General features: G+C 67.0%; 20 protein-coding genes. 3 read left to right on the forward strand and 17 right to left on the reverse strand.

Annotated features, from left to right (window positions below; translation table 11 throughout):
* Nucleotides 1–2: 2 nt before the first annotated feature.
* The 6 genes from lgt to H7J73_RS12175 all read right to left on the reverse strand — a co-directional run bounded on the left by lgt (nucleotide 3) and on the right by H7J73_RS12175 (nucleotide 7,133).
* On the reverse strand, nucleotides 3–1,853 hold the full coding sequence (lgt, locus tag H7J73_RS12150) for a prolipoprotein diacylglyceryl transferase (protein ID WP_264067623.1): 1,851 nt from the start codon (nucleotides 1,851–1,853) through the stop codon (nucleotides 3–5).
* A complete protein-coding gene (trpA, locus tag H7J73_RS12155; protein ID WP_435405486.1) occupies nucleotides 1,850–2,680 on the reverse strand; it encodes a tryptophan synthase subunit alpha in 831 nt (276 codons plus the stop codon). Before trpA ends, lgt begins: the two co-directional genes overlap by 4 nt.
* A complete protein-coding gene (gene trpB / locus H7J73_RS12160; RefSeq protein WP_264067626.1) occupies nucleotides 2,674–3,942 on the reverse strand; it encodes a tryptophan synthase subunit beta in 1,269 nt (422 codons plus the stop codon). The genes trpA and trpB overlap by 7 nt, the downstream gene beginning before the upstream one ends.
* Before the next feature lie 24 nt (nucleotides 3,943–3,966).
* A complete protein-coding gene (trpC, locus tag H7J73_RS12165) occupies nucleotides 3,967–4,785 on the reverse strand; it encodes an indole-3-glycerol phosphate synthase TrpC (RefSeq protein ID WP_264067627.1) in 819 nt (272 codons plus the stop codon).
* Nucleotides 4,786–4,906: 121 nt separating this feature from the next.
* Nucleotides 4,907–5,560 carry a TIGR02234 family membrane protein gene (locus tag H7J73_RS12170; protein ID WP_264067911.1) on the reverse strand — a complete coding sequence of 218 codons (654 nt, stop codon included), beginning with the start codon at nucleotides 5,558–5,560 and terminating at the stop codon, nucleotides 4,907–4,909.
* 28 nt (nucleotides 5,561–5,588) lie between these two features.
* Nucleotides 5,589–7,133 (reverse strand): anthranilate synthase component I, encoded by a 1,545-nt coding sequence (locus H7J73_RS12175; protein ID WP_264067628.1) that lies wholly within the window; start codon nucleotides 7,131–7,133, stop codon nucleotides 5,589–5,591.
* A 51-nt stretch (nucleotides 7,134–7,184) separates the two neighbouring features.
* Between H7J73_RS12175 and H7J73_RS12180 the strand changes: the two genes are divergently transcribed.
* Entirely contained in the window at nucleotides 7,185–7,640 is a 456-nt protein-coding gene (locus tag H7J73_RS12180; RefSeq protein ID WP_264067629.1) for a peroxiredoxin, read from the forward strand.
* Here H7J73_RS12180 and H7J73_RS12185 read toward each other — a convergent pair.
* Entirely contained in the window at nucleotides 7,627–9,276 is a 1,650-nt protein-coding gene (locus tag H7J73_RS12185; protein ID WP_435405487.1) for a 2-isopropylmalate synthase, read from the reverse strand. The two genes, H7J73_RS12180 and H7J73_RS12185, sit on opposite strands and share 14 nt — an antisense overlap.
* A gap of 189 nt (nucleotides 9,277–9,465) precedes the next feature.
* Between H7J73_RS12185 and H7J73_RS12190 the strand changes: the two genes are divergently transcribed.
* Entirely contained in the window at nucleotides 9,466–10,137 is a 672-nt protein-coding gene (locus H7J73_RS12190) for a FadR/GntR family transcriptional regulator (RefSeq protein WP_264067631.1), read from the forward strand.
* Nucleotides 10,134–10,931 carry an ABC transporter ATP-binding protein gene (locus H7J73_RS12195; protein ID WP_264067632.1) on the forward strand — a complete coding sequence of 266 codons (798 nt, stop codon included), beginning with the start codon at nucleotides 10,134–10,136 and terminating at the stop codon, nucleotides 10,929–10,931. Before H7J73_RS12190 ends, H7J73_RS12195 begins: the two co-directional genes overlap by 4 nt.
* Here H7J73_RS12195 and H7J73_RS12200 read toward each other — a convergent pair.
* Genes H7J73_RS12200 through hisD form a run of 10 tightly spaced genes read right to left on the reverse strand, consistent with a single transcriptional unit; the run spans nucleotide 10,928 to nucleotide 19,983 of the window.
* Nucleotides 10,928–11,923 carry a hypothetical protein gene (locus tag H7J73_RS12200; RefSeq protein ID WP_264067634.1) on the reverse strand — a complete coding sequence of 332 codons (996 nt, stop codon included), beginning with the start codon at nucleotides 11,921–11,923 and terminating at the stop codon, nucleotides 10,928–10,930. The genes H7J73_RS12195 and H7J73_RS12200 overlap by 4 nt on opposite strands.
* Nucleotides 11,913–13,529 carry an HsdM family class I SAM-dependent methyltransferase gene (locus H7J73_RS12205; protein WP_264067635.1) on the reverse strand — a complete coding sequence of 539 codons (1,617 nt, stop codon included), beginning with the start codon at nucleotides 13,527–13,529 and terminating at the stop codon, nucleotides 11,913–11,915. The genes H7J73_RS12200 and H7J73_RS12205 overlap by 11 nt, the downstream gene beginning before the upstream one ends.
* A 54-nt stretch (nucleotides 13,530–13,583) precedes the next feature.
* Nucleotides 13,584–13,931 (reverse strand): phosphoribosyl-AMP cyclohydrolase, encoded by a 348-nt coding sequence (hisI, locus tag H7J73_RS12210; protein ID WP_264067636.1) that lies wholly within the window; start codon nucleotides 13,929–13,931, stop codon nucleotides 13,584–13,586.
* Nucleotides 13,928–14,716 (reverse strand): imidazole glycerol phosphate synthase subunit HisF, encoded by a 789-nt coding sequence (gene hisF / locus H7J73_RS12215; protein ID WP_264067637.1) that lies wholly within the window; start codon nucleotides 14,714–14,716, stop codon nucleotides 13,928–13,930. Before hisF ends, hisI begins: the two co-directional genes overlap by 4 nt.
* Nucleotides 14,713–15,531: an inositol monophosphatase family protein gene (locus tag H7J73_RS12220; RefSeq protein WP_264067638.1), complete on the reverse strand. Its 819-nt coding sequence runs from the start codon at nucleotides 15,529–15,531 to the stop codon at nucleotides 14,713–14,715. The genes hisF and H7J73_RS12220 overlap by 4 nt, the downstream gene beginning before the upstream one ends.
* A 7-nt stretch (nucleotides 15,532–15,538) precedes the next feature.
* Entirely contained in the window at nucleotides 15,539–16,294 is a 756-nt protein-coding gene (gene priA / locus H7J73_RS12225) for a bifunctional 1-(5-phosphoribosyl)-5-((5-phosphoribosylamino)methylideneamino)imidazole-4-carboxamide isomerase/phosphoribosylanthranilate isomerase PriA (protein ID WP_264067639.1), read from the reverse strand.
* Between the two features lie 2 nt (nucleotides 16,295–16,296).
* Nucleotides 16,297–16,923, reverse strand: a complete 627-nt coding sequence (gene hisH, locus H7J73_RS12230; protein ID WP_264067640.1) for an imidazole glycerol phosphate synthase subunit HisH — start codon at nucleotides 16,921–16,923, stop codon at nucleotides 16,297–16,299.
* Nucleotides 16,920–17,531 (reverse strand): imidazoleglycerol-phosphate dehydratase HisB, encoded by a 612-nt coding sequence (hisB, locus tag H7J73_RS12235; RefSeq protein ID WP_264067642.1) that lies wholly within the window; start codon nucleotides 17,529–17,531, stop codon nucleotides 16,920–16,922. Before hisB ends, hisH begins: the two co-directional genes overlap by 4 nt.
* Nucleotides 17,528–18,658, reverse strand: coding sequence for a histidinol-phosphate transaminase (locus H7J73_RS12240; RefSeq protein ID WP_264067643.1), 1,131 nt, complete (start codon nucleotides 18,656–18,658; stop codon nucleotides 17,528–17,530). The genes hisB and H7J73_RS12240 overlap by 4 nt, the downstream gene beginning before the upstream one ends.
* Nucleotides 18,655–19,983 carry a histidinol dehydrogenase gene (hisD, locus tag H7J73_RS12245; RefSeq protein ID WP_264067644.1) on the reverse strand — a complete coding sequence of 443 codons (1,329 nt, stop codon included), beginning with the start codon at nucleotides 19,981–19,983 and terminating at the stop codon, nucleotides 18,655–18,657. Before hisD ends, H7J73_RS12240 begins: the two co-directional genes overlap by 4 nt.
* Between the last annotated feature and the right edge of the window lie 6 nt (nucleotides 19,984–19,989).

The raw sequence follows: 19,989 nt of genomic DNA on the forward strand, positions 1-19,989 counted from the left end.
ACTCAGCGTCGACGAAAGCGCGCCCACCGCGACTGCTTGCCGCTGTCTGCCGGAGTCGCCGTAACAGCCGGGGTTACCGGCTTCTCGGGCTCCGGTTCAACCGCCTCCCCAGAAGCCTCTTCTGCACCGGCGTCATCAGATGATGACGCCTCCGAGTCGCTGGTCTCCGCAGCATCCGATTCAGGGTCGGACGCGGCTTCCGGCTCCGGATCGTCGTCTTCGGTGTCGTCGTCTTCGGTGTCGTCGAGCTCTTCCTGCTGCTCCGATACCGGCTCGCCCGCGCCCGTGGCGACAGCGGTTTCTTCGAGGTCTTCCTCGTCGACCGCGTCGTGATCCTCGTCGGCTAGATCCTCGTCTTCGGCGACTGCGGCCGTTTCGGTCTCGACGTCGGGCGCAGCAGCCTCGGCCTCGACGAGCGCCCCGTCCTCGTCCTCGTCATCAACCTCAGGTTCGGCGGTGGCGGGCGTCTCGTCGTCCTCAGAATCCGACGCAACCTCGGCGGCGGCTACCAACTCGGGTTCGTCGTCGTCTTCGGACTCGTCGTCTTCGGACTCGTCGAGCTCTTCTGCCTGCTCGGAAAGCGGTGCACCAGTCACGGGCGCATCACCGGTGAGACCTTCGAGGTCCTCTTCGTCGACCGGGTCATGGTCTTCGTCGAGGAGATCGGCATCCTCGGCGACCGCGGCGGTCTCCGCTTCGACCCCGGGCGCAGCGGCCTCGGCCTCGACGAGCGCCTCGTCCTCGGGATCGGACTCAACATCGTCGGCATCAGTGGGAACCGACTCCGGTTCCACCACCGCGATGGCAGTCGTCTCATCATCAGCAGCGTCGGTATCGACCACCGGTTCCGGCGTATCCTCGGCGGGCTCCGGATCGGGTTCGTCCTCGCGGCCGGCGGCAGTCGCGGCGGCAACGACTCCGGTGGTGGCCGCCACTGCGACGAACTCCTTGCTCAGTTCCTCGACGACCGACTCGCCGTCCTCGGCGTGTCCGCGCAGGGATTCCGGATCTTCGCGACCCTTCGGCGCCAAGATGATGTACACCACGGCGCCGATGAACACGAATGTCGAGGTGAACGAATTCACCCTGATCCCGGCGATCTGGGTGGCGACGTCATCACGCATCAGCTCGACCCAGAACCGGCCCACGCAATAGCCGGCCACGTACATCGCGAAGAGCCTGCCGTGCCCGATCCTGAAACGGCGATCGAAGTAGATCAGGAGCGCGAAAACCAGCAGATTCCAGAGCAACTCGTACAGGAACGTCGGATGCACGATCCCCGCGACCTTGCCGGTCGAGACACCGGCCAACGAGTGCACGTCAAGGATGCCCGACGGGTCCTGCCGGTAGAAGATCTCCATCCCCCACGGGACGGTGGTTTCGCGGCCGTAGAGCTCCTGATTGAAGTAGTTGCCGAGCCGGCCGATCGCCTGCGCCAGCACGATGCCGGGAGCGATCGCGTCGCCGAAGGCGGGCAGCGGGATACCGCGGCTCCGGCAGCCGATCCAAGCACCGACGGCGCCGAGCGCCACCGCCCCCCAGATCCCGAGTCCGCCGTCCCAGATCTTCAACGCCGCAACAGGTCCCGCACCTTCGGGGCCGAAGTAGGTCTTCCAATCGGTGATCACGTGATAGAGCCGGCCACCGATGAGGCCGAACGGCACTGCCCACAGGGCGATGTCGTAGATGACGCCGCGCTCGCCGCCGCGGGCCGCCCAGCGGCGGTCACCGATCACCAGCGCGGCGATGATGCCGGCGATGATGAACAGCGCGTACGCCCGAATCGGGATGGGGCCGAGATGCCAGACACCTTGTGCGGGGCTGGGAAAGTAAGCCAACGTGGTGGTTATCACCCAGAAACCCCAGAGACTCTCTGCCGGACTCCGGCCGCCAGTTCTTCGGTCAGTGCCCGCACCGCGGGAAGGCCCTCGGTCAGTGCCGACACCAGCGCCGAACCGACGATCACACCGTCTGCGTACGAACCGATTTCAGCGGCCTGCTCGCGCGAGCGCACTCCGAGTCCGACTCCGACCGGAATGTCGGAGATCGCTTTGACCCGCGCCACCAGTTCCGGTGCGCTGTTCGATACCGCGTCGCGGGCACCGGTGACACCCATCGTCGAAGCCGCGTACACGAACCCGCGCGACGCTTCTGCGGTCTTGGCCAGGCGTTCCGGGGTGGACGACGGCGCCACCAGGAAGATGCGATCGAGTCCGTATTTGTCGGACGCGGCGAACCATTCCTGCGACTCTTCGGGGATCAGGTCAGGGGTGATCAGCCCAAGCCCACCCGCGGCGGCGAGATCACGGGCGAACGCGTCGACCCCGTATTTGAGCACCGGGTTCCAGTAGGTCATCACCACGGCGCGGCCGCCGGCAGCGCTGATGGCCTCCACTGCCCGCAGTGCATCGCGCACGCGTACACCGCCGCGCAGCGCCGCCTCGGTGGCCGCGGCGATGGTCGGCCCGTCCATTCCGGGGTCGGAGTACGCCACCCCGACTTCGATGATGTCGCAACCGGCGTCGACGAGCGTGGTCATCGCCTCGATCGAGGTGTCCACATCCGGATAGCCGGTGGGCAGGTAGCCGATCAGCGCGGCACGGTTGTCCTGTCTGCAGCGTGCGAATGTCGCTGCCAAACCGCGAGTCTCATGGAGGTCACTCTGCTGAACGGTCATGATCCCGCGGCTCCCCCGTCCATCAGACCGAACCACTGGGCGGCCGTTTCCACATCTTTGTCGCCGCGGCCGGACAGGTTGATCACGATGATCGCACCCAGCCCCAGCTCGCGACCCAGCTTCAGCGCACCGGCCACCGCGTGCGCGGATTCGATCGCCGGGATGATGCCTTCGGTCCGGCACAACAGCCCAAACGCGTCCATCGCCTCGCTGTCGGTGATCGGCCGATAGTCGGCGCGGCCGCGGTCCTTGAGGTGGGCATGCTCGGGGCCGACACCGGGATAGTCCAGGCCTGCCGAGATGGAATGCGATTCGACGGTCTGCCCGTCGTCATCCTGCAACAGGTAGGAGAACGAACCTTGGAAGGCGCCGAGGGAGCCTCCGGCGAATGTCGCTGCATGCCTTCCGGTTTCGACGCCATCACCGGCCGCCTCGTAGCCGACCAGCTTGACGTCGGGATCGTCGATGAAGGCGTGGAAGATGCCGATGGCGTTGGAACCGCCACCGATGCACGCAGTGACCGCGTCAGGCAGCCGACCGGCCTGGTCCAGGATCTGTGCCCGCGCCTCCAGCCCGATGACCCGCTGGAAATCGCGCACCATGGTGGGGAACGGGTGCGGGCCGGCCGCGGTCCCGAAGCAGTAGTAAGTGTTGTCAGCGTCGGCAACCCAGTCGCGGAACGTCTCGTTGATCGCGTCTTTGAGAGTCTTCGAACCCGACTCTACGGAAACCACCTCGGCACCGAGTAGACGCATCCGTGCCACGTTGAGCGCCTGACGGGCGGTGTCGAACGCGCCCATGTAGATCACGCACTCCAGGCCGAGCAGCGCGCACGCCGTGGCGGTGGCCACACCGTGCTGACCGGCGCCGGTCTCGGCGATCACTCGGGTCTTACCCATTCGCTTGGCTAGCAGCGCCTGCCCCAACACGTTGTTGATCTTGTGAGATCCGGTGTGGTTGAGGTCTTCCCGCTTCAGGAAGAGCCGCGCTCCACCGGCATGTTCGGCGAGCCGGGTGGCCTCATACAAGGGTGACGGCCGACCGGTGTAGTGCTTCTGCAACCGGTCCAGTTCGTCGAGGAACGTCTGGTCGGAGCGCGCCTTCTCATAGGCGGCGGTCACCTCTTCGATGACCGCCATCAACGCTTCGGGCACCAGCCGTCCGCCGTAGACACCCCAATGACCGCGGGCATCGGGATCGTGCACCGTGGGTTCGGCGATGGCCGCGCTTGAGCGTGGAAGTTCAGGAGTTGTGAAATCAGACATCATTCGTGCCTAAGCGTCAGGAGTTCAGCGGGCCGGCTTTGGGCAGGACGGGTGAGTCCCGGCCGTCACCAGGTCGGCGACTGCGCTACGTGGATCCCCACTGGTCACGAGACCCTCGCCGACCAGGACCGCATCGGCGCCGGCCCCGGCGTAGGCGAGCAGGTCGGCGGTGCCGCGGACACCCGATTCCGCGATCCTGATGATGTCGCTGGGCAAGCCGGGTGCGATCCGGGCAAAGCAGTCACGATCGACCTCGAGTGTTTTCAGGTCGCGGGCATTGACCCCGATCACCCGGGCGCCCGCCTGTAGGGCACGGTCGGCCTCCTGCTCGGTGTGCACCTCGACGAGAGCGGTCATTCCCAATGATTCGGTACGGTCCAACATCGAGACCAGCGCAGGCTGCTCAAGTGCGGCGACGATGAGCAGCAGCATGTCGGCGCCGTGCGCCCGCGCCTCGTGAATCTGGTATGGCCGCACCACAAAGTCTTTCCTCAGGACAGGAATCGAGACCGCCGCGCGTACCGCGTCCAGATCGGCGAGCGAACCATGGAAGCGACGTTCTTCGGTCAGCACGCTGATGATCCGCGCACCGCCGCTCTGATAGGCGCAGGCCAGATCGGCCGGGTCGGAAATGGTGGCCAACTGGCCGCGGGACGGGCTCGCTCGCTTGACTTCCGCGATCACGCCGATGCCCGGCTCACGCAATGCCGCCATCACATCCAGCGGCGGCCGGGCTGCGTTGGCCGCTGCCTTGATCTCGGTCATGCTGACGGCGGCCTCACGAGCGGCAACGTCAGCGCGGACTCCTTCAAGAATGGAGTCGAGCACTGTTGCCGAACTCATGCCTGTCGTTCCCTTCCCTGTACTCCCCGCGTCGCAAAAACTCCCGCGGTTCCCCCACCGGCATCCCGATGACGCCTCTGAAGGGTAGCCGCCGCAGGCGCATCGCCGATAACCGCCCCTGTCAGACAGAACCCACGTCAGACCCGGGTTGCCGGTCCGTCGGATCGTTGCCCTCGTCAAGCGCGTCCCAGATCATTCTCTCCGACATCGCGGGCTTCGAAGACGGATCAGAAGACAGGTCAGCCGACGAGGCCGCGGGGGTCTCTGCAATCTCCGAGCGCGCCGCCGACCGACGCGCCGCAGGGGCGACGTACTTGGCCGTCGCGGCCCGCCCGGTCGCCGCTGAACGCATCAGCAAAAACGCCGCCACCAGCGTGCACAGTGCGCCGGCTAGCGTGAGGGCGGCACCGAGATAGCGTCGCTCGACGCCGACGAGCGACGCCACCGAGATCTGAGCCAGGTCGGCCGCGCGGATCGCGACGTCGGGGATCACCCACTGGCTGATCGCCAGATAGGCCGTTGCGGCACTGACCAGGGCAACCAGCACCGCCAGCAGCCGCAACGGCCAACCGCGGACGGCGAGCGCCGCGACTGTGGCCGCCAGCAGGAGAAGGGCCAGTGGCAGCAGGGCTGTCGACCAGGCGCCACCAGACAGCGTCACCGACTTGGGTTGGCCGAGCCCGTCGAACGAGCTCACCACCACCCACGGCAGCCGCGCGCCCACCCATAGGGCCAGGCTGGCCACCACCAGCAGCGCTTGGGCGACACGGATCATCCGTCTGCCCCGTTGCTCGCGATCGGTGTCAGCCATCGCCGACGGAACGGGACGCTGGAACCAGGGTCTCGGCGGCGGCGATCGCGTTGAGCACCGCTTTGGCCTTGTTGGCGGACTCGTTGTACTCGTAGAGCCCGTTGGAATCGGCCACCACACCCCCACCGGCCTGTACATAGGCCGTGCCGTCTTTCATCAGCGCGGTACGGATCGCGATGGCGAAGTCGGCGTTTCCGGCGAAATCCAGGTAGCCCAGTACGCCGCCGTACAGACCGCGGCGGGTCTTCTCGACCTCTTCGATGAGTTGCATCGCACGCACCTTCGGCGCACCGGACAGGGTTCCCGCCGGGAAGCAGGCAATGATCGCGTCCAGCGCGGAGCGGCCCTCGGCCAGCAGCCCGGTGACGGTGGACACCAGGTGCATGACGTGGCTGTACCGCTCGATATGGCTGTAATCCTCGACCCGCACGGTGCCCGGCACGCAGACCCGGCCCAGATCGTTGCGGCCGAGATCGACCAGCATGAGGTGCTCCGCGCGTTCCTTCTCGTCCTCGAGGAGTTCCTTGGCCAGCAGCTGGTCTTCTTCCTCGGTTGCCCCGCGCCAACGGGTCCCGGCGATGGGGTGCGTCGTCGCCCAGCCGTCCTGCACGGTGACCAGCGCCTCCGGGCTGGATCCGACGATCGAAAACGCCGTTCCGCCTTGGTCATCCGGCACGTGCAGCAGATACATGTACGGGCTGGGGTTGGACACCCGCAGCATCCGGTAGACATCGATCGGGTCGACGGCGGTGTCCATCTCGAACCGCTGCGACGGAACGACCTGAAAGGCCTCACCGGCTTCGATATCGCCGACCAGCTTTTCGACGATGGCCTCGTACTCGGCGACGGTGCGCTGGCCGCGGTGACGGGGCTCGGGTCTGTCGAAGGTCGCCACCGTCGAGGGCAGCGGCTGGCCCAGCGCCTCGGTCATCACGTCCAATCGCGCGAGCGCGTCGTCATAGGCCTCGTCGACGCGCTCATCGGTGCCGTTCCAATTCACCGCATTGGCGATCAGCGTGATCGTGCCTTCGTGGTGGTCGACAGCAGCGATATCGGTGGCCAGCAGCATCAGCATGTCGGGCAACTGAAGGTCGTCGACGGTCAGCGACGGCAGCTTCTCCAGACGGCGGACCAAGTCGTAGGCGAAAAAGCCGACCATGCCGGACGACAACGGCGGCAGCCCCGGCAGTGAGGCCGTGGACAGCAGGTCCAGCGTCGCACGCAGTGCGGTCAAGGGGTCACCACCGCTGGGCGCGTCCTGCGGGATGCTGCCCAGCCAGACCGCTTCCCCATCGCGCACGGTCAACGCGGACGGCGCGCCGGCCCCGATGAACGACCATCGCGACCAGGAGCGGCCGTTTTCTGCCGACTCGAGCAAGAAGGTGCCCGCCCGGTTGGCAGCCAGCTTGCGATAGGCCGACAGCGGCGTTTCGCTATCGGCGAGGACCTTGCGGGTCACCGGGACCACGCGGTGTTCGGCCGCGAGCACGCGGAAGTCCTCCCGCGCGGTGGTGACGGCCTGAGCGTTGGCTTGCACGGTCCCATCCTCCCAGACCGGCGGTGAAGTCCGGGCGTAGCGTAGGTAGCCATGAAACGGGGCGACGTTGTCGAGGACTTTGTTCTGCCTGACCAGACGGGCACCGATCGGAGATTCAGCGACTTCCTGGCGCAGGGACCGGTGGTGCTGTTCTTCTACCCCGCAGCCATGACGCCGGGCTGCACCAAGGAAGCCTGCCACTTCCGGGATCTGGCTGCCGAGTTCACCGCGGCGGGCGCGCAGCGCGTCGGGATCAGCACCGACAGCGTCGACAAGCAGGCGCAGTTCGCCGACAAGCAGAAGTTCGACTACCCGCTGCTCTCCGATGCCGACGGCACCGTCGCCACCAGCTTCGGCGTGAAACGCGGCCTGCTGGGCAAACTGATGCCCGTCAAGCGCACCACGTTCGTCATCGACCCCAGCGGCAAGATCCTGGACGTGATCGCCAGCGAGGTCAGCATGGACACGCATGCCGACAAGGCGCTCGAGGCACTCAGGGCGCGTTGACGGCCACCAGCACCGCGGCCATCGATGCGGCCAGCACGGAATCGCTGCGGCCACCGGCCCACCCGGTCACGTCGCCGCGCCGATACTCCAGATAGGTGACGGCGCTGGCGCCGATCGACTGCTGTGTCAGGCCCAGTATCTCGACCGGCCGACCGATCCCGGCCAGCGCGCGGGTCAGTGCCTCGACCGGACCGATGTCGCGGTGCATGCTGAGGTGGTCGCGGCCGTCGACAACGAGGGTGATCGCCGTCGACCCGTCGCTGCTGGTGTTCCAGTCCTTGAGTTCAACCGGTCCTTGCCGAGCCAGGTAGACCGATTCGAACAGGTCGTACAACTCGGCTGCGGTCACCTCGGAACCGGTCTCGTCGGTGTGGCCCTGCACGTGACGGGCGAAGTCGATTTGCAGCCGCCGCGGCAGATCCAGCCCGTACTCGGTCAGCAGCAAGTAGGCGATACCGCCCTTGCCCGACTGTGAGTTGACCCGGATCACCGCGTCGTAGGTTCGGCCGACATCCGCCGGGTCGATCGGCAGATACGGTACCCGCCAATCGATTTCGCATTCGGGACGGCTTGTCGCCTCGGCGCGGGCCCGGTGCTCGGCGAAGCCTTTCTTGATGGCGTCCTGATGGGTGCCCGAGAACGCGGTGTGCACCAGGTCGCCCACATACGGGTGGCGTTCGTGAATGGACATCCGCGTGCAGTGGGCGACCGTACGGGCGATCTCGTCGATATCGGAGAAGTCGATCATCGGATCGACCCCCTGGGCCAGCAGATTGAGCGCCAGCGTCGCGATGTCGACGTTGCCGGTGCGTTCACCGTTGCCGAAGACGCAACCCTCGACGCGTTGCGCACCGGCCAGCACGGCCAGTTCGGCGCAGGCCACCCCCGTTCCTCGATCGTTGTGCGGGTGCACCGAGAGGACGACGCTGTCGCGGCGGGAGAGGTTGCGGTGCATGTACTCGATCTGGTCGGCGTACACGTTGGGGGTGGCGACCTCCACAGTGGCAGGCAGATTCAGGATCACCGGGCGCTGGGGGGTCGCCTGCCACAGTTCGGTCATACCGTCGCAGACCTCGAGCACGAAGTCCGGCTCGGTGAGGTTGAACACCTCCGGAGAGAATTCGAATCGCGTGTTGGGCCGGTCACCGGCGAACTCGAGCACATCGCGGCCGCCGGCCAGGATCAGCTCGCGCAACTCGTGACGGCTCTTGTCCAGCACAGTGTTTCGCCAGGCCGGGGCGGTCGCGGTGTACATATGGATGACCACGTCGTTGCGGATATCGCGGATGGATTCGGCCGTGCGCTCGATCAGGTCACGCCGGGCCGGGGTGAAGACCACGATAGTGACGTCCGGTGGTGCGATATCGGTTTCGGCGATCAACCGGACGAAGTCGAAATCGGTCTGCGACGCCGAGGGATACCCGACTTCGATTTCCTTGTAGCCCATGGCGACGAGCAGTTCGAAGAACTCGCGCTTGCGCTCCGGGTCCATCGGCTCGGCCAGCGCCTGGTTGCCGTCACGCAGGTCCACGGGCACCCATAGAGGTGCAGCGGTGATCCTTGCGTTCGGCCAATCCCGTTGGTCGAGTGGGACTTCCACCCGGTCATAGATATTGGCGTAACGATGCCACGGCATCGGAGATGGGGTTTGACGATTCCAGATCATGAAGGTTCCTATTCGGCGGACGGAAGATCCGACCGGCATCACGCCACCCCACGGCAGGGGGCCAGTCGAGTCAGGCCCTGCCGTGGCGACTAAGCAGGAGAAGGCGCGTCATGATGGTTAGACTATACACAACTCCTCAGACAAGTAGAGAGGTAGACGATGATCTCCCAAGTTCAGCGCCATCCGCTGGCAGCCCAGACCGCCGAGCTGCTCTTGGCGCGGATCCGCGGCGGCGAGTGGCCACTCGGGCACCGCCTGCCCGGCGAGACCACACTCGCGGCGCAACTGGGCATCGGCCGCTCCACCCTGCGCGAGGCGATCCGCGAGCTGGCCGGCAAGGGCGTGCTCGACAGTCGTCAAGGCGCTGGAGTGTTCGTCACCGCACTCGATGCCGGCGAAGACTGGGACAGCGTCCTGCGCCGCGCAACCGTGGCCTCGGTCATCGAGGCTCGTCTGGCCATCGAAACCGAGGCGGCCGCGCTGGCCGCCGTCCGACGTACCCCCGCAGATCTGCGCGTCCTACGTCGTACCCTGGCTGCCCGCGGTGGCGAGGGCCAGTCGATACCCGATCATGTCGACGCCGACATGGCATTTCACCGTGCGGTGATCGTCGCCGCGCACAATGACGTGCTGACGCAGCTCTTCGACGCGTTCCTGCCGCGGCTGCGACCGGCCATGATCGACATGCTCAAGATCCGGCCGGTACCGTCCGAAACCGCCGACCACGACGCGCATGAAAAACTGGTCGAAGCCATCGCCGCGCGCAACGCGACAGCTGCGGCCGCTACGAGCAGAACCCATTTGAGCGGATTGAAGGAATCATTCGAATGACCCCAGTCCTGGAGATCACCGACGTCACGTTTCGCCGCGACGGCAAACAGATCATCGATGGCATCTCACTGACCGTGCAGGCGGGCGAACACTGGGCCCTGCTGGGCCCCAACGGCGCAGGCAAGAGCACCCTGTTGGGTTTCTGTTCGGCCATGACGTTTCCCACGACAGGATCAGTGCGGGTATTGGGCGGCCAGATGGGCCGCACGGATCTGGCGGTGCTGCGTCGGTCGATCGGGCATGTCAATCCACGCCACCGGCTGCAGTATCCACTGACCGTGCGCGATGTGGTGCTCACCGGCATCACCGCCACCATCGACACGGCGGCGCGCTGGACACCGACCCCTGAGCAGGTGCGCCGGGCCGAGGAATTGATCGATACGGTGGGCCTCTCCGCCCGCGTCGAAGCGGTGTGGCCGACCCTGTCCCAGGGCGAACGCGGCCGCACGCTGATCGCGCGCGCTCTCATCGGCGAACCCGAACTGCTCCTGCTCGACGAGCCCACCACCGGCCTGGACGTGGCAGCACGCGAGCAACTCCTGGAAACCCTTGATGCACTCGATGATTCGCATCCGGAGATGGCGTCGATCCTGGTGACGCACCATCTGGAGGAACTGCCGACGACCACCACCCATGCCCTGCTGATCGCGCAGGGCCGAACCGTCGCCAGTGGACCAGCTCTCGAGGTGGTGAACACCGAGAACGTGACCGAGGCGTTCGAACACCCCGTGACGGTCGGCTTCCAGGACGGTCGCTGGACGGCACGGGCCAGCGCGAGCTCGCGTATCGCCTAATCCTCGGCGGCGCAAGCGCGGCGCCGACGCGCCTCTCGGTGGCGGGTGACCGGCGAGATGTCGATGACACGATTGGCCATCGTGGCGAGGAATCGTGCCGGCTGCAGCGCCGGCGGCACCGTGTCATGCCGGATGGCGATGTCGGGCAGCGCAGCCAGCGCCTCGTCCACCGCCGCGGTCTCAACATCAACGATCTCGAAAAGCGCGTCAGTTTCTGCGCTTTCGACGCTGTCCACTTCTTTGTCCGGCGACTCGGCGGCTTCTGCCTCATAGTCGATCATCACCAGCGCGACGGCGTGATAGGCGTCGTCCTCGGTGCCCAGCTTGGCGAGCAGATCGATGAGCCACTCCGCCTTGTCGGGTTCGGAGGTGAGAATCGTCGAGCGCAGGCCGTAGACGAATCCCAGCGCAGCCAGCGGATGGCGCAGCCGCAGATTCTTGGCGTCGCCGTAGCTTTCCTCGACACGGTTCGCGGCGTTCTTACCGAAACTGGAGTCCATCCTCTTGGTGCTGATCAACAGCTCGGGCCCGGTGTCCCAGTCCGACATCACCACGTCGACCTGTTTCATGTAGTGCTTGCCGAGAATGCTGGCGCTGGAACCCGCCACACCCTTCATCGACCGCCGTAGCCGGTGCTCGATGAGTTGGCGTTCCTTCTGCGGTAGCCCGTCGAGCAGGTTGGCGATGGCACCCGGCATGATCCGCGGGTCGGTGGGGCGGGGCCAGACCCCGTCCGGATGAAACCCGGCACGGCGCAATTCGTAGGACAGCCAAACATCCAGTGCCAGCGCAGGAACTCCGGTGGTGGACGGCGCGTCAAGATACAACGGCACCCCGAGTAGCTTGCGCAGCACCCTGAAGTCCGGACGGTATGACAGCGTCTCGCCCGAGCGCAGCCACGGGTTGCTGTGCACACCCGCGGGTGCCGCATCGGCGACGATCCGGTCGAAGATGGCCCACGCAGTGGCTTTCGTCGACGGTTCAGCGGGCACGCCGCGACCTTACCGCCCTTCTGGAGGCCAGCGAATGACGCGCTGCCCGAATCGATTCCACATCGACATCCAGGTCAAGAGCGTCGTCGACCTCGTGTACGGCAGCCATCAGCTCACCGCGGGCCAGCAGCGCAGCCACCTTTCGCCGAACGGCACGGAGTCGGTCGGCGCGGTCGGCAACGAACTGCGGAGCCGGCACCAGCCACCGATCCGCTTCGCGCGGCTCGATTTTCAGGATGCCGCCACCGTAGGCCCGTCCCACCATTTCGGCGTTCAGCACGGTAGCCGAGTTCAGCGCGGCCAGCGGCAGGAGGTCGGTGCCCAGCGTTACCAGGTCCTGATGCAGATAGACACCGTGCACGGAATTGAGGTGATGTGCCCCGGCCCGGTTGCTCACCAACCGTGGCGTGTCGGCGTTCATGCAGGTCAACAGAAGATGGGCGGGTGCAAGCAACGGCACCCGATACCACGGTGTGCGCACCCGGCATTTGTAGGCCAGGTGGACCCCCGCAGCGTGACCGGCTTCGACATAACGCCGAGCTGCCGCCGTCGGGCTGGCGGCGGGCCGGAACAGGTGAATGGACTTGCCCTGCTCCCCCAGCTGCTCGAGTTGCCGAGCAGACAGGGTCAACCCGCGCAGGTGTGCACTCCCCGGCGGAGACAACGGCAGCAGGTCGGCATTGCGTAGGCCCAGTTCCCGCACCCGCTCGGAGGACAACGCGAAGAATCCGTTGTTGCCCGTCACCATGCCGAGCGTGGTGTCGCCCCAGTGTTCAAGCGAGATGAATCGCCCGCCGGTGTGCAGCCGGTGCAATGTCTCGACGGGACCATCACCGATCAGACCGCTCACCCATTTGTCAGCAGGGTCCGGAGGCGACCAATGACGTTGCACCAGTGTGGATGTCAGCGACTGTGCGTTCCGGGCCCGATGGATGACGGCATGACTCGACGGCCCCCGACCGAACCCGTCGGCCAGTAGCAACACCACATCGGCCTCGGCGCCCGGGAACACCTGCTCGTCGAACATCACCAACTCCACACTGGCGAAGCGGTCGAAGAGGAATTTGCGCACCGCCGCGGCATAGTTCACGCTGAGCAGCTCGGCAGGCAGCACCAGAGCCATCCGTCCGCCGGGCTGCAGGAACATCGCGGCGTGCACGGTGAACGCGGCCCAACTCGACGCCAGACCCGACAGCGTGACCCCGGCCTGCAATGCGGTACGCCGTGATTGGGCGCGTTGGCTGCCGTGGAAATCCTGATACCGGATGTAGGGCGGGTTGCCCAGGACTGCGGCGTAGGCGGGATCCGGCGCGACGTCGAAGAAGTCCGCAGTGCGCAGGTGCACAGTGCCGCCCGCCTCGGCCACTCGGCGCCGAGCCGTGGTGACGCTGGCGGGGTCGATTTCCACACCCTGCAGTTCGGGGCGGACGGCACCCAGTTCCTGCAATCGGCGGATGGCGGCAACGAGGAAAGCCGCGTCACCGGCCGAGGGTTCGAATACCCGGTCATCGGCGGAGCGCACCGCCCACTGCGCCAGGTACCGGGTGATCTCCGGCGGGGTGAAAAACGCACCGCGCGCTTTACGGGCAGCGGCGGTATCGGTCATGGGGAGATTCTGATGCAGGGCACCGACAACCCCGTGCAGCGAAACGCGATGCACCTAGTCTTCGGCAGCAAGGAGCAGGCCGGCGTCGAAGCAGGTGTGATCGCCGGTGTGGCAGGCGCCGCCGACCTGGTCCACCTCGAGCAGGACGGTGTCGCCGTCGCAGTCCAACCGAACCGAGTGCACGCGTTGCGTGTGCCCCGAGGTCAGTCCCTTGACCCACTGCTCGCCGCGGGACCGGGAAAAGTAAGTGGCCTCCCGGGTAGCCAGCGTGCGCGCCAGCGCGTCGTCGTCCATCCACGCGACCATCAGGACGTCACCGCTGCCACGCTCCTGCACGACGGCGGTGAACAGGCCCTCGGCATTGCGCTTGAGGCGGGACGCGATATCTGGGTTGAGCGTCACCTCACCACTATCCCTTCCGCTGCCATCGCCGCCTTGACCTGGGCGATGGTCAGCTCCCGGAAATGGAAGACCGTCGCCGCCAGGACAGCGTCGGCTCCGGCAACAACGGCGGGCGGGAAATGTTCCACCGCGCCGGCTCCGCCGCTGGCGATCACCGGGACCGTCACCGCGGCCCGGACGGCACGCAGCATGGCCAGATCGAATCCGGCCTTGGTACCGTCCGCGTCCATCGAATTGAGCAGGATCTCCCCCACCCCGAGTTCGGCTCCGCGGACCGCCCATTCGATGGCGTCGATACCGGTGCCGCGGCGACCGCCGTGGGTGGTGACCTCCCAGCCCGACGGGGTCGGTGCCTCCCCCTCGGGGACGGTGCGCGCGTCGACGGAGAGCACGATGCACTGTGAGCCGAACTGCCGTGACAGCTCAGCCAGCAGCTCCGGGCGGGCGATCGCGGCGGTGTTGACCGACACCTTGTCAGCACCGGCCCGCAGCAGCACATCGACATCCTCGACCGAGCGCACCCCGCCACCGACCGTCAGCGGGATGAAGACCTGCTCGGCGGTGCGCCGCACGACATCGAGCATGGTCGACCGGCCCGACGATGACGCGGTGACGTCGAGGAACGTCAGCTCGTCGGCACCTTCGGCGTCGTAGGTGGCAGCCAGCTCCACCGGATCACCCGCATCGCGCAGGTTGGCGAAGTTGACCCCTTTGACCACCCGGCCGTTGTCCACGTCCAGACACGGGATCACCCGGGTCGCTACATCACGGCGGACGGTGGTCATCGGTAATCCTCCGGTTCGCCAGCAGATTTCACAATGTCGATGAGCTGTTCGTGCACCCCCGGCGCGCCGGCCACGGCCGAGAGCGAGGCCGGCGTCCACGGTTTGCCGTCGAGGTCGGTCACAATTCCCCCGGCTGCCCGCACCAGCGCGACGCCGGCGGCGTAATCCCACACGTGATCACCGAAGGTGATTGCCCCACTGAGTATTCCGTCGGCCACGTAGGCCAGATCCACTCCGGTCGCGCCGTGCATTCGCGGTCGGGAACACTGGCGGCTCAGATTCTCCAGGACCGCGAGCCGGTAGCGGCCCGGAAAGCGCCCACGCCAGTCGACGTTGAAGGTGCCCATCCCGACCAGCGAATCGGCCAGCACTGGGGTACCGAGCGGCTCCTGCGCGACACCGTTGGCATAGAGCGGACCACCGACGATGGCGGTGTAGCGGTCGCCGGTGAACGGTAGCCAGGTCAGACCGGCGACGGGTTCGCCATCGCGCAGCAGACCCAGCAGGATGGCGGCCATCGAGGAACCGGCCGCGTAGTTGAAGGTGCCGTCGATGGGGTCGAGCACCCACACCAGTGGCGAATCGATGGGCGCGCCGCCGAATTCTTCACCGTGCACCCCGATGCCGGTGGCGGTGGTCAAGGCCTCGACGACGTGGCGTTCGATGGCCAGATCCACCTCGGTGGCGAAATCGTTGCCCTTTTTCCGGACGGCGGACTCCGCACCACGACCCGCGACGAACGGTATCGCCGCAGCGTCGAGAATCGTCGCCGCGGTGGCGACAAGTGCGGTCAGGTCGGTGGTGCCCGGTGCCATCGTGGCGTTAACCGCTGACCGCAGCGAGCGCCTGCGGCAACGTGAAACGCCCCGCGTAGAGCGCTTTTCCGACGATGGCACCTTCGACGCCGGCGTCGGTGAGGGTGGAGATCGCGACCAGATCGTCGAGACTGGAGACACCGCCGGAGGCGATCACCGGGGCGTCGGTACGCTCCGCCACTGCCGCCAGAAGTTCCAGGTTCGGCCCGGTCAAGGTGCCGTCCTTGGTCACATCGGTGACGACGAAACGCGAGCAGCCTTCGCGGTCGAGCCGCTCCAGCACCTCCCACAGGTCGCCGCCGTCGGTCTCCCAGCCGCGACCGCGCAACCGGTACCCGGACTCGCCGATGAGGACGTCCAACCCGACCGCGACCCGGTCGCCGTACTCAGCGATCGCCGCGGCACACCACTGCGGGTTCTCCAGGGCGGCCGTCCCGATGTTGACCCGTGCGCAGCCGGTGGCCAGGGCGGCCTGCAACGACGCATCGTCGCGGATGCCGCCCGAGAGTTCCACCGCGACGTCGAGCTTGCCGACGAGTTCGGCCAGCAGTTCGGCATTCGAGCCGCGCCCGAACGCGGCGTCGAGGTCGACCAGGTGGATCCACTCGGCGCCGTCGCGCTGCCAGACCTCGGCGGCCTCCAGTGCCGAGCCGTAGTCGGTTTCGCTTCCGGCTTTGCCCTGTACCAGGCGCACCGCCTTGCCTTCGACGACGTCGACGGCAGGCAGCAGGATGAGCGGTACGCTCGGCTTCGAAGTATTCAAAACTACAGTCCCTCAACCCAATTCGCGAGAAGTGTCGCACCAGCGTCACCGCTCTTTTCCGGATGAAATTGTGTGGCCGCCAGCGGCCCGTCCTCGACGGCGGCCAGGAACGGCACGTGGTGTGTCGCCCAGGTGAGCTTGGCGGCGGCGTCGCCCTCCCACGTCTGCGCGGCGTAGGAGTGCACGAAGTAGAACCGGGTGTCGGGACCGAGTCCGTTGAACAACTGGCTGTCCGGTGCGGCATCGACGACATTCCAGCCCATGTGCGGAATCACCGGCGCATCGAGGCGGGTGACGGTGCCGGGCCATTGACCGCACCCGACCGACTCCACCCCGAACTCGACTCCGCGGGCGAACAGGATCTGCATGCCCACACACACCCCGAGCACCGGGCGGTTGCGGGCGAGCCGCTCGGCGATGATCTTCTCGCCGCCGATCGCGCGCAGACCGACCATGCACGCCTCGTAGGCACCGACACCGGGGACCACCAGACCGTCGGCCTCGGCGGCCAGTGCGGAGTCGGCGGTCACCTCGACCTCGGCACCCACTCGTTCCAGGGCGCGCTGTGCCGACCGCAGATTGCCCGAGCCGTAGTCGAGCACGACGAGCTTCTTGGGAGGGCGGCTCACAGAGTGCCTTTGGTGGACGGCACACCGGAGACCCGGGGGTCGGGCTCGACGGCCTCGCGCAGGGCACGGGCGACCGCCTTGTACTCGGCTTCGGTGATGTGGTGCGGGTCGCGGCCGTAGAGGGTGCGCACGTGCAGGGCGATGCGCGCGTTATAGGCGAGCGACTCGAAGACGTGCCGGTTGATGACAGTGTGATAGGGCACCGCGGAGCCGGCAATCGTGAAGTGCACCATGAACTCCGGCTCACCGGTGTGCACGAAGTAGGGGCGCCCCGAGACGTCGACGCTGGCGTGCGCCAGGGTCTCGTCCATCGGGATGAAGGCATCTCCGAACCGGCGGATTCCGCGCTTGTCGCCGAGCGCCTGCCCCAGCGCCTGGCCCAGCACGATCGCGGTGTCCTCGATGGTGTGGTGGCCCTCGATCTCGATGTCACCGGCGGCGCGCACCGTCAGGTCGAAGCTGGCGTGGGTGCCCAGGGCGGTCAGCATGTGATCGAAAAACGGCACACCGGTGTCGATGTGGACAGCGCCGGTGCCGTCGAGGTTGATCTCGACGACGATGTCGGATTCCTTGGTCTTGCGCTCGACTCTGGCGATGCGGTCGGTCACGGTGCTCCTACTGTTGGGGCCAGTTCGGTGTCGACAAGACGTGCGCTCGCAGCCAGCAGCGCGTCGTTCTCGTCGGCCAGTCCGGTGGTGGCACGCAGATATCCCGGGATGCCGACATCGCGGATCAGGATTCCGGCGTCCAGGTAGCGCTGCCACGTGGCGGCCGCGTCGGCGAATTCGCCGAACAGGATGAAATTGGCGTCACTGGGGATGACCCGGAACCCCATGCCGGACAACGCCTCTGACACCCGATCACGCTCGGCTATCAGGGTGGCGACGCTGCCGAGGGTGTCATCGGCGTGCCGAAGCGCCGCCCTGGCCGCGGCCTGGGTGACGACCGAGAGGTGATAGGGCAGGCGCACCAGCAACATGGCGTCGATCACGGCCGGAGCGGCGATCAGGTAACCCAACCGGCCGCCGGCGAACGCGAACGCCTTGCTCATGGTGCGGGTGACGATCAACTTCGCCGGGTAGTCGGCAAGCAAGGCCACCGCGCTGGGCTGCGAGGAGAACTCGCCGTAGGCCTCGTCGACGATCAGGACGCCGCCGAGCATGGCATCGAGGAGCCTGCGCAGATCGGCCAGCGGAACGCTCTGCCCCGACGGATTGTTCGGGCTGGCCAGGAACACCACATCAGGGTGGCGTCCCTTGACTGCGGCGACGGCAACGTCGATGTCCAGGCCGAAATCGTCTCCCCTGGCCGCTTCGAGCCATTCGGTCTGGGTGCCGTCGGAGATGATCGGGTGCATCGAATACGACGGGACGAAACCGATCGCACTACGGCCCGGACCGCCGAACGCCTGCAGCAGCTCCTGCAGAATCTCATTGGAACCGTTTGCCGCCCAGAGGTTGTCAACCGTCAACGGAACGCCGGTCTGGGCACTGAGGTAGGCAGCCAGATCGGTGCGCAGGGCGACGGCGTCGCGGTCGGGATAGCGGTGCAACTCGGCGGCCGCCTCGCGTACCGACGCGGTGACGTCCTCGACGAGCGCCGGCGTGGGCGGGTGCGGATTCTCATTCGTGTTGAGCCGGACCGGAACGACCAGTTGCGGTGCGCCATAAGGCGATTTGCCACGCAGATCGTCTCGCAGCGGCAGATCGGACAAGGTGATGCGCTCACCGGTCACGCTTCGAACCTCCGTCGTACCGCTTCACCGTGGGCCGGCAGGTTCTCGGCCTGCGCCAGCGTGATCACATATCCGGACACGTCTTTGAGCGCCGCCTCCGAGTAGTCGACGACATGGATGCCCCGCAGGAACGTCTGCACCGACAGCCCGCTGGAATGGCGCGCGCAGCCGGCGGTCGGCAGCACGTGATTGGAGCCGGCACAGTAGTCCCCCAGGCTCACCGGCGACCACGCTCCGACGAAAATCGCACCGGCCGAACGGATCCGGTGCGCCACGGCCGCAGCGTCGACCGTCTGGATCTCGAGGTGTTCGGCCGCGTAGGCATTGACCACCCGGATACCGGCATCGAGATCGTCGACCAGCACCGTCGCCGACTGACGGCCCAGCAACGCGGCGGTGACGCGCTCGCGGTGCACGGTGGACTGCAACTGCACGGCCAACTCGGCGTCCACCGCCACACCGAGGTCGCTGCTCGGCGTGACGAGCACACTGGCCGCCATCTCGTCGTGCTCGGCCTGGCTGATCAGGTCGGCGGCGACGTGGACCGGGTCGGCGGTGTGGTCGGCGAGGATCGCAATCTCCGTCGGGCCGGCCTCCGCGTCGATTCCCACCTGCGAGCGGCAGATCCGTTTGGCCGCAGTGACGTAGATGTTGCCCGGCCCGGTGATCATGTCGACCGGGGCCAGTTCGGTGCCGTCGGTGTCGGTTCCCCCGTAGGCCAGCAGGGCGATCGACTGGGCGCCGCCGACGGCCCAGACCTCGTCGACACCGAGGAGCGCGGCGGCGGCCAGGATCGTCGGGTGCGGCAAGCCGCCAAACTGTGCCTGCGGCGGGCTGGCCACCACCAGAGAATCGACACCCGCGGTCTGCGCGGGCACGACGTTCATCACGACACTCGACGGGTAGACGGCATTGCCGCCGGGGACGTAGAGCCCGACCCGCTCGACGGGCACCCACCGTTCGGTGACCGTGGCCCCCGGAGCGAGTTCGGTGGTGGTGTCGGTGCGGCGCTGATCGGCGTGCACGGCGCGGGTGCGCTCGATCGCGACTTCGAGCGCGGCGCGGATGTCGGGGTCCAGATCGGCCAGCGCCTTGGCCAGGACCGCGGCGGGAACGCGCACCGCATCGGGTCGGACCCCGTCGAACCTGGCGCCGTATTCCAAGGCCGCGACCGCGCCGCGGGCGGCCACCTCGTCGACGATGGGACGCACCGTCGGCACCACCGCATCGACGTCGACACCGCCGCGGGGCAGGGTGGCGCGCAACTGCGCAGTGGACATGCGGCGGTTGCGCAGGTCGATCCGGGACATCTCGAAGCTGGCCATCGGGCC

The sequence above is a fragment of the Mycolicibacterium komossense genome (assembly GCF_025822605.1).
GTDB lineage: Bacteria > Actinomycetota > Actinomycetes > Mycobacteriales > Mycobacteriaceae > Mycobacterium > Mycobacterium komossense.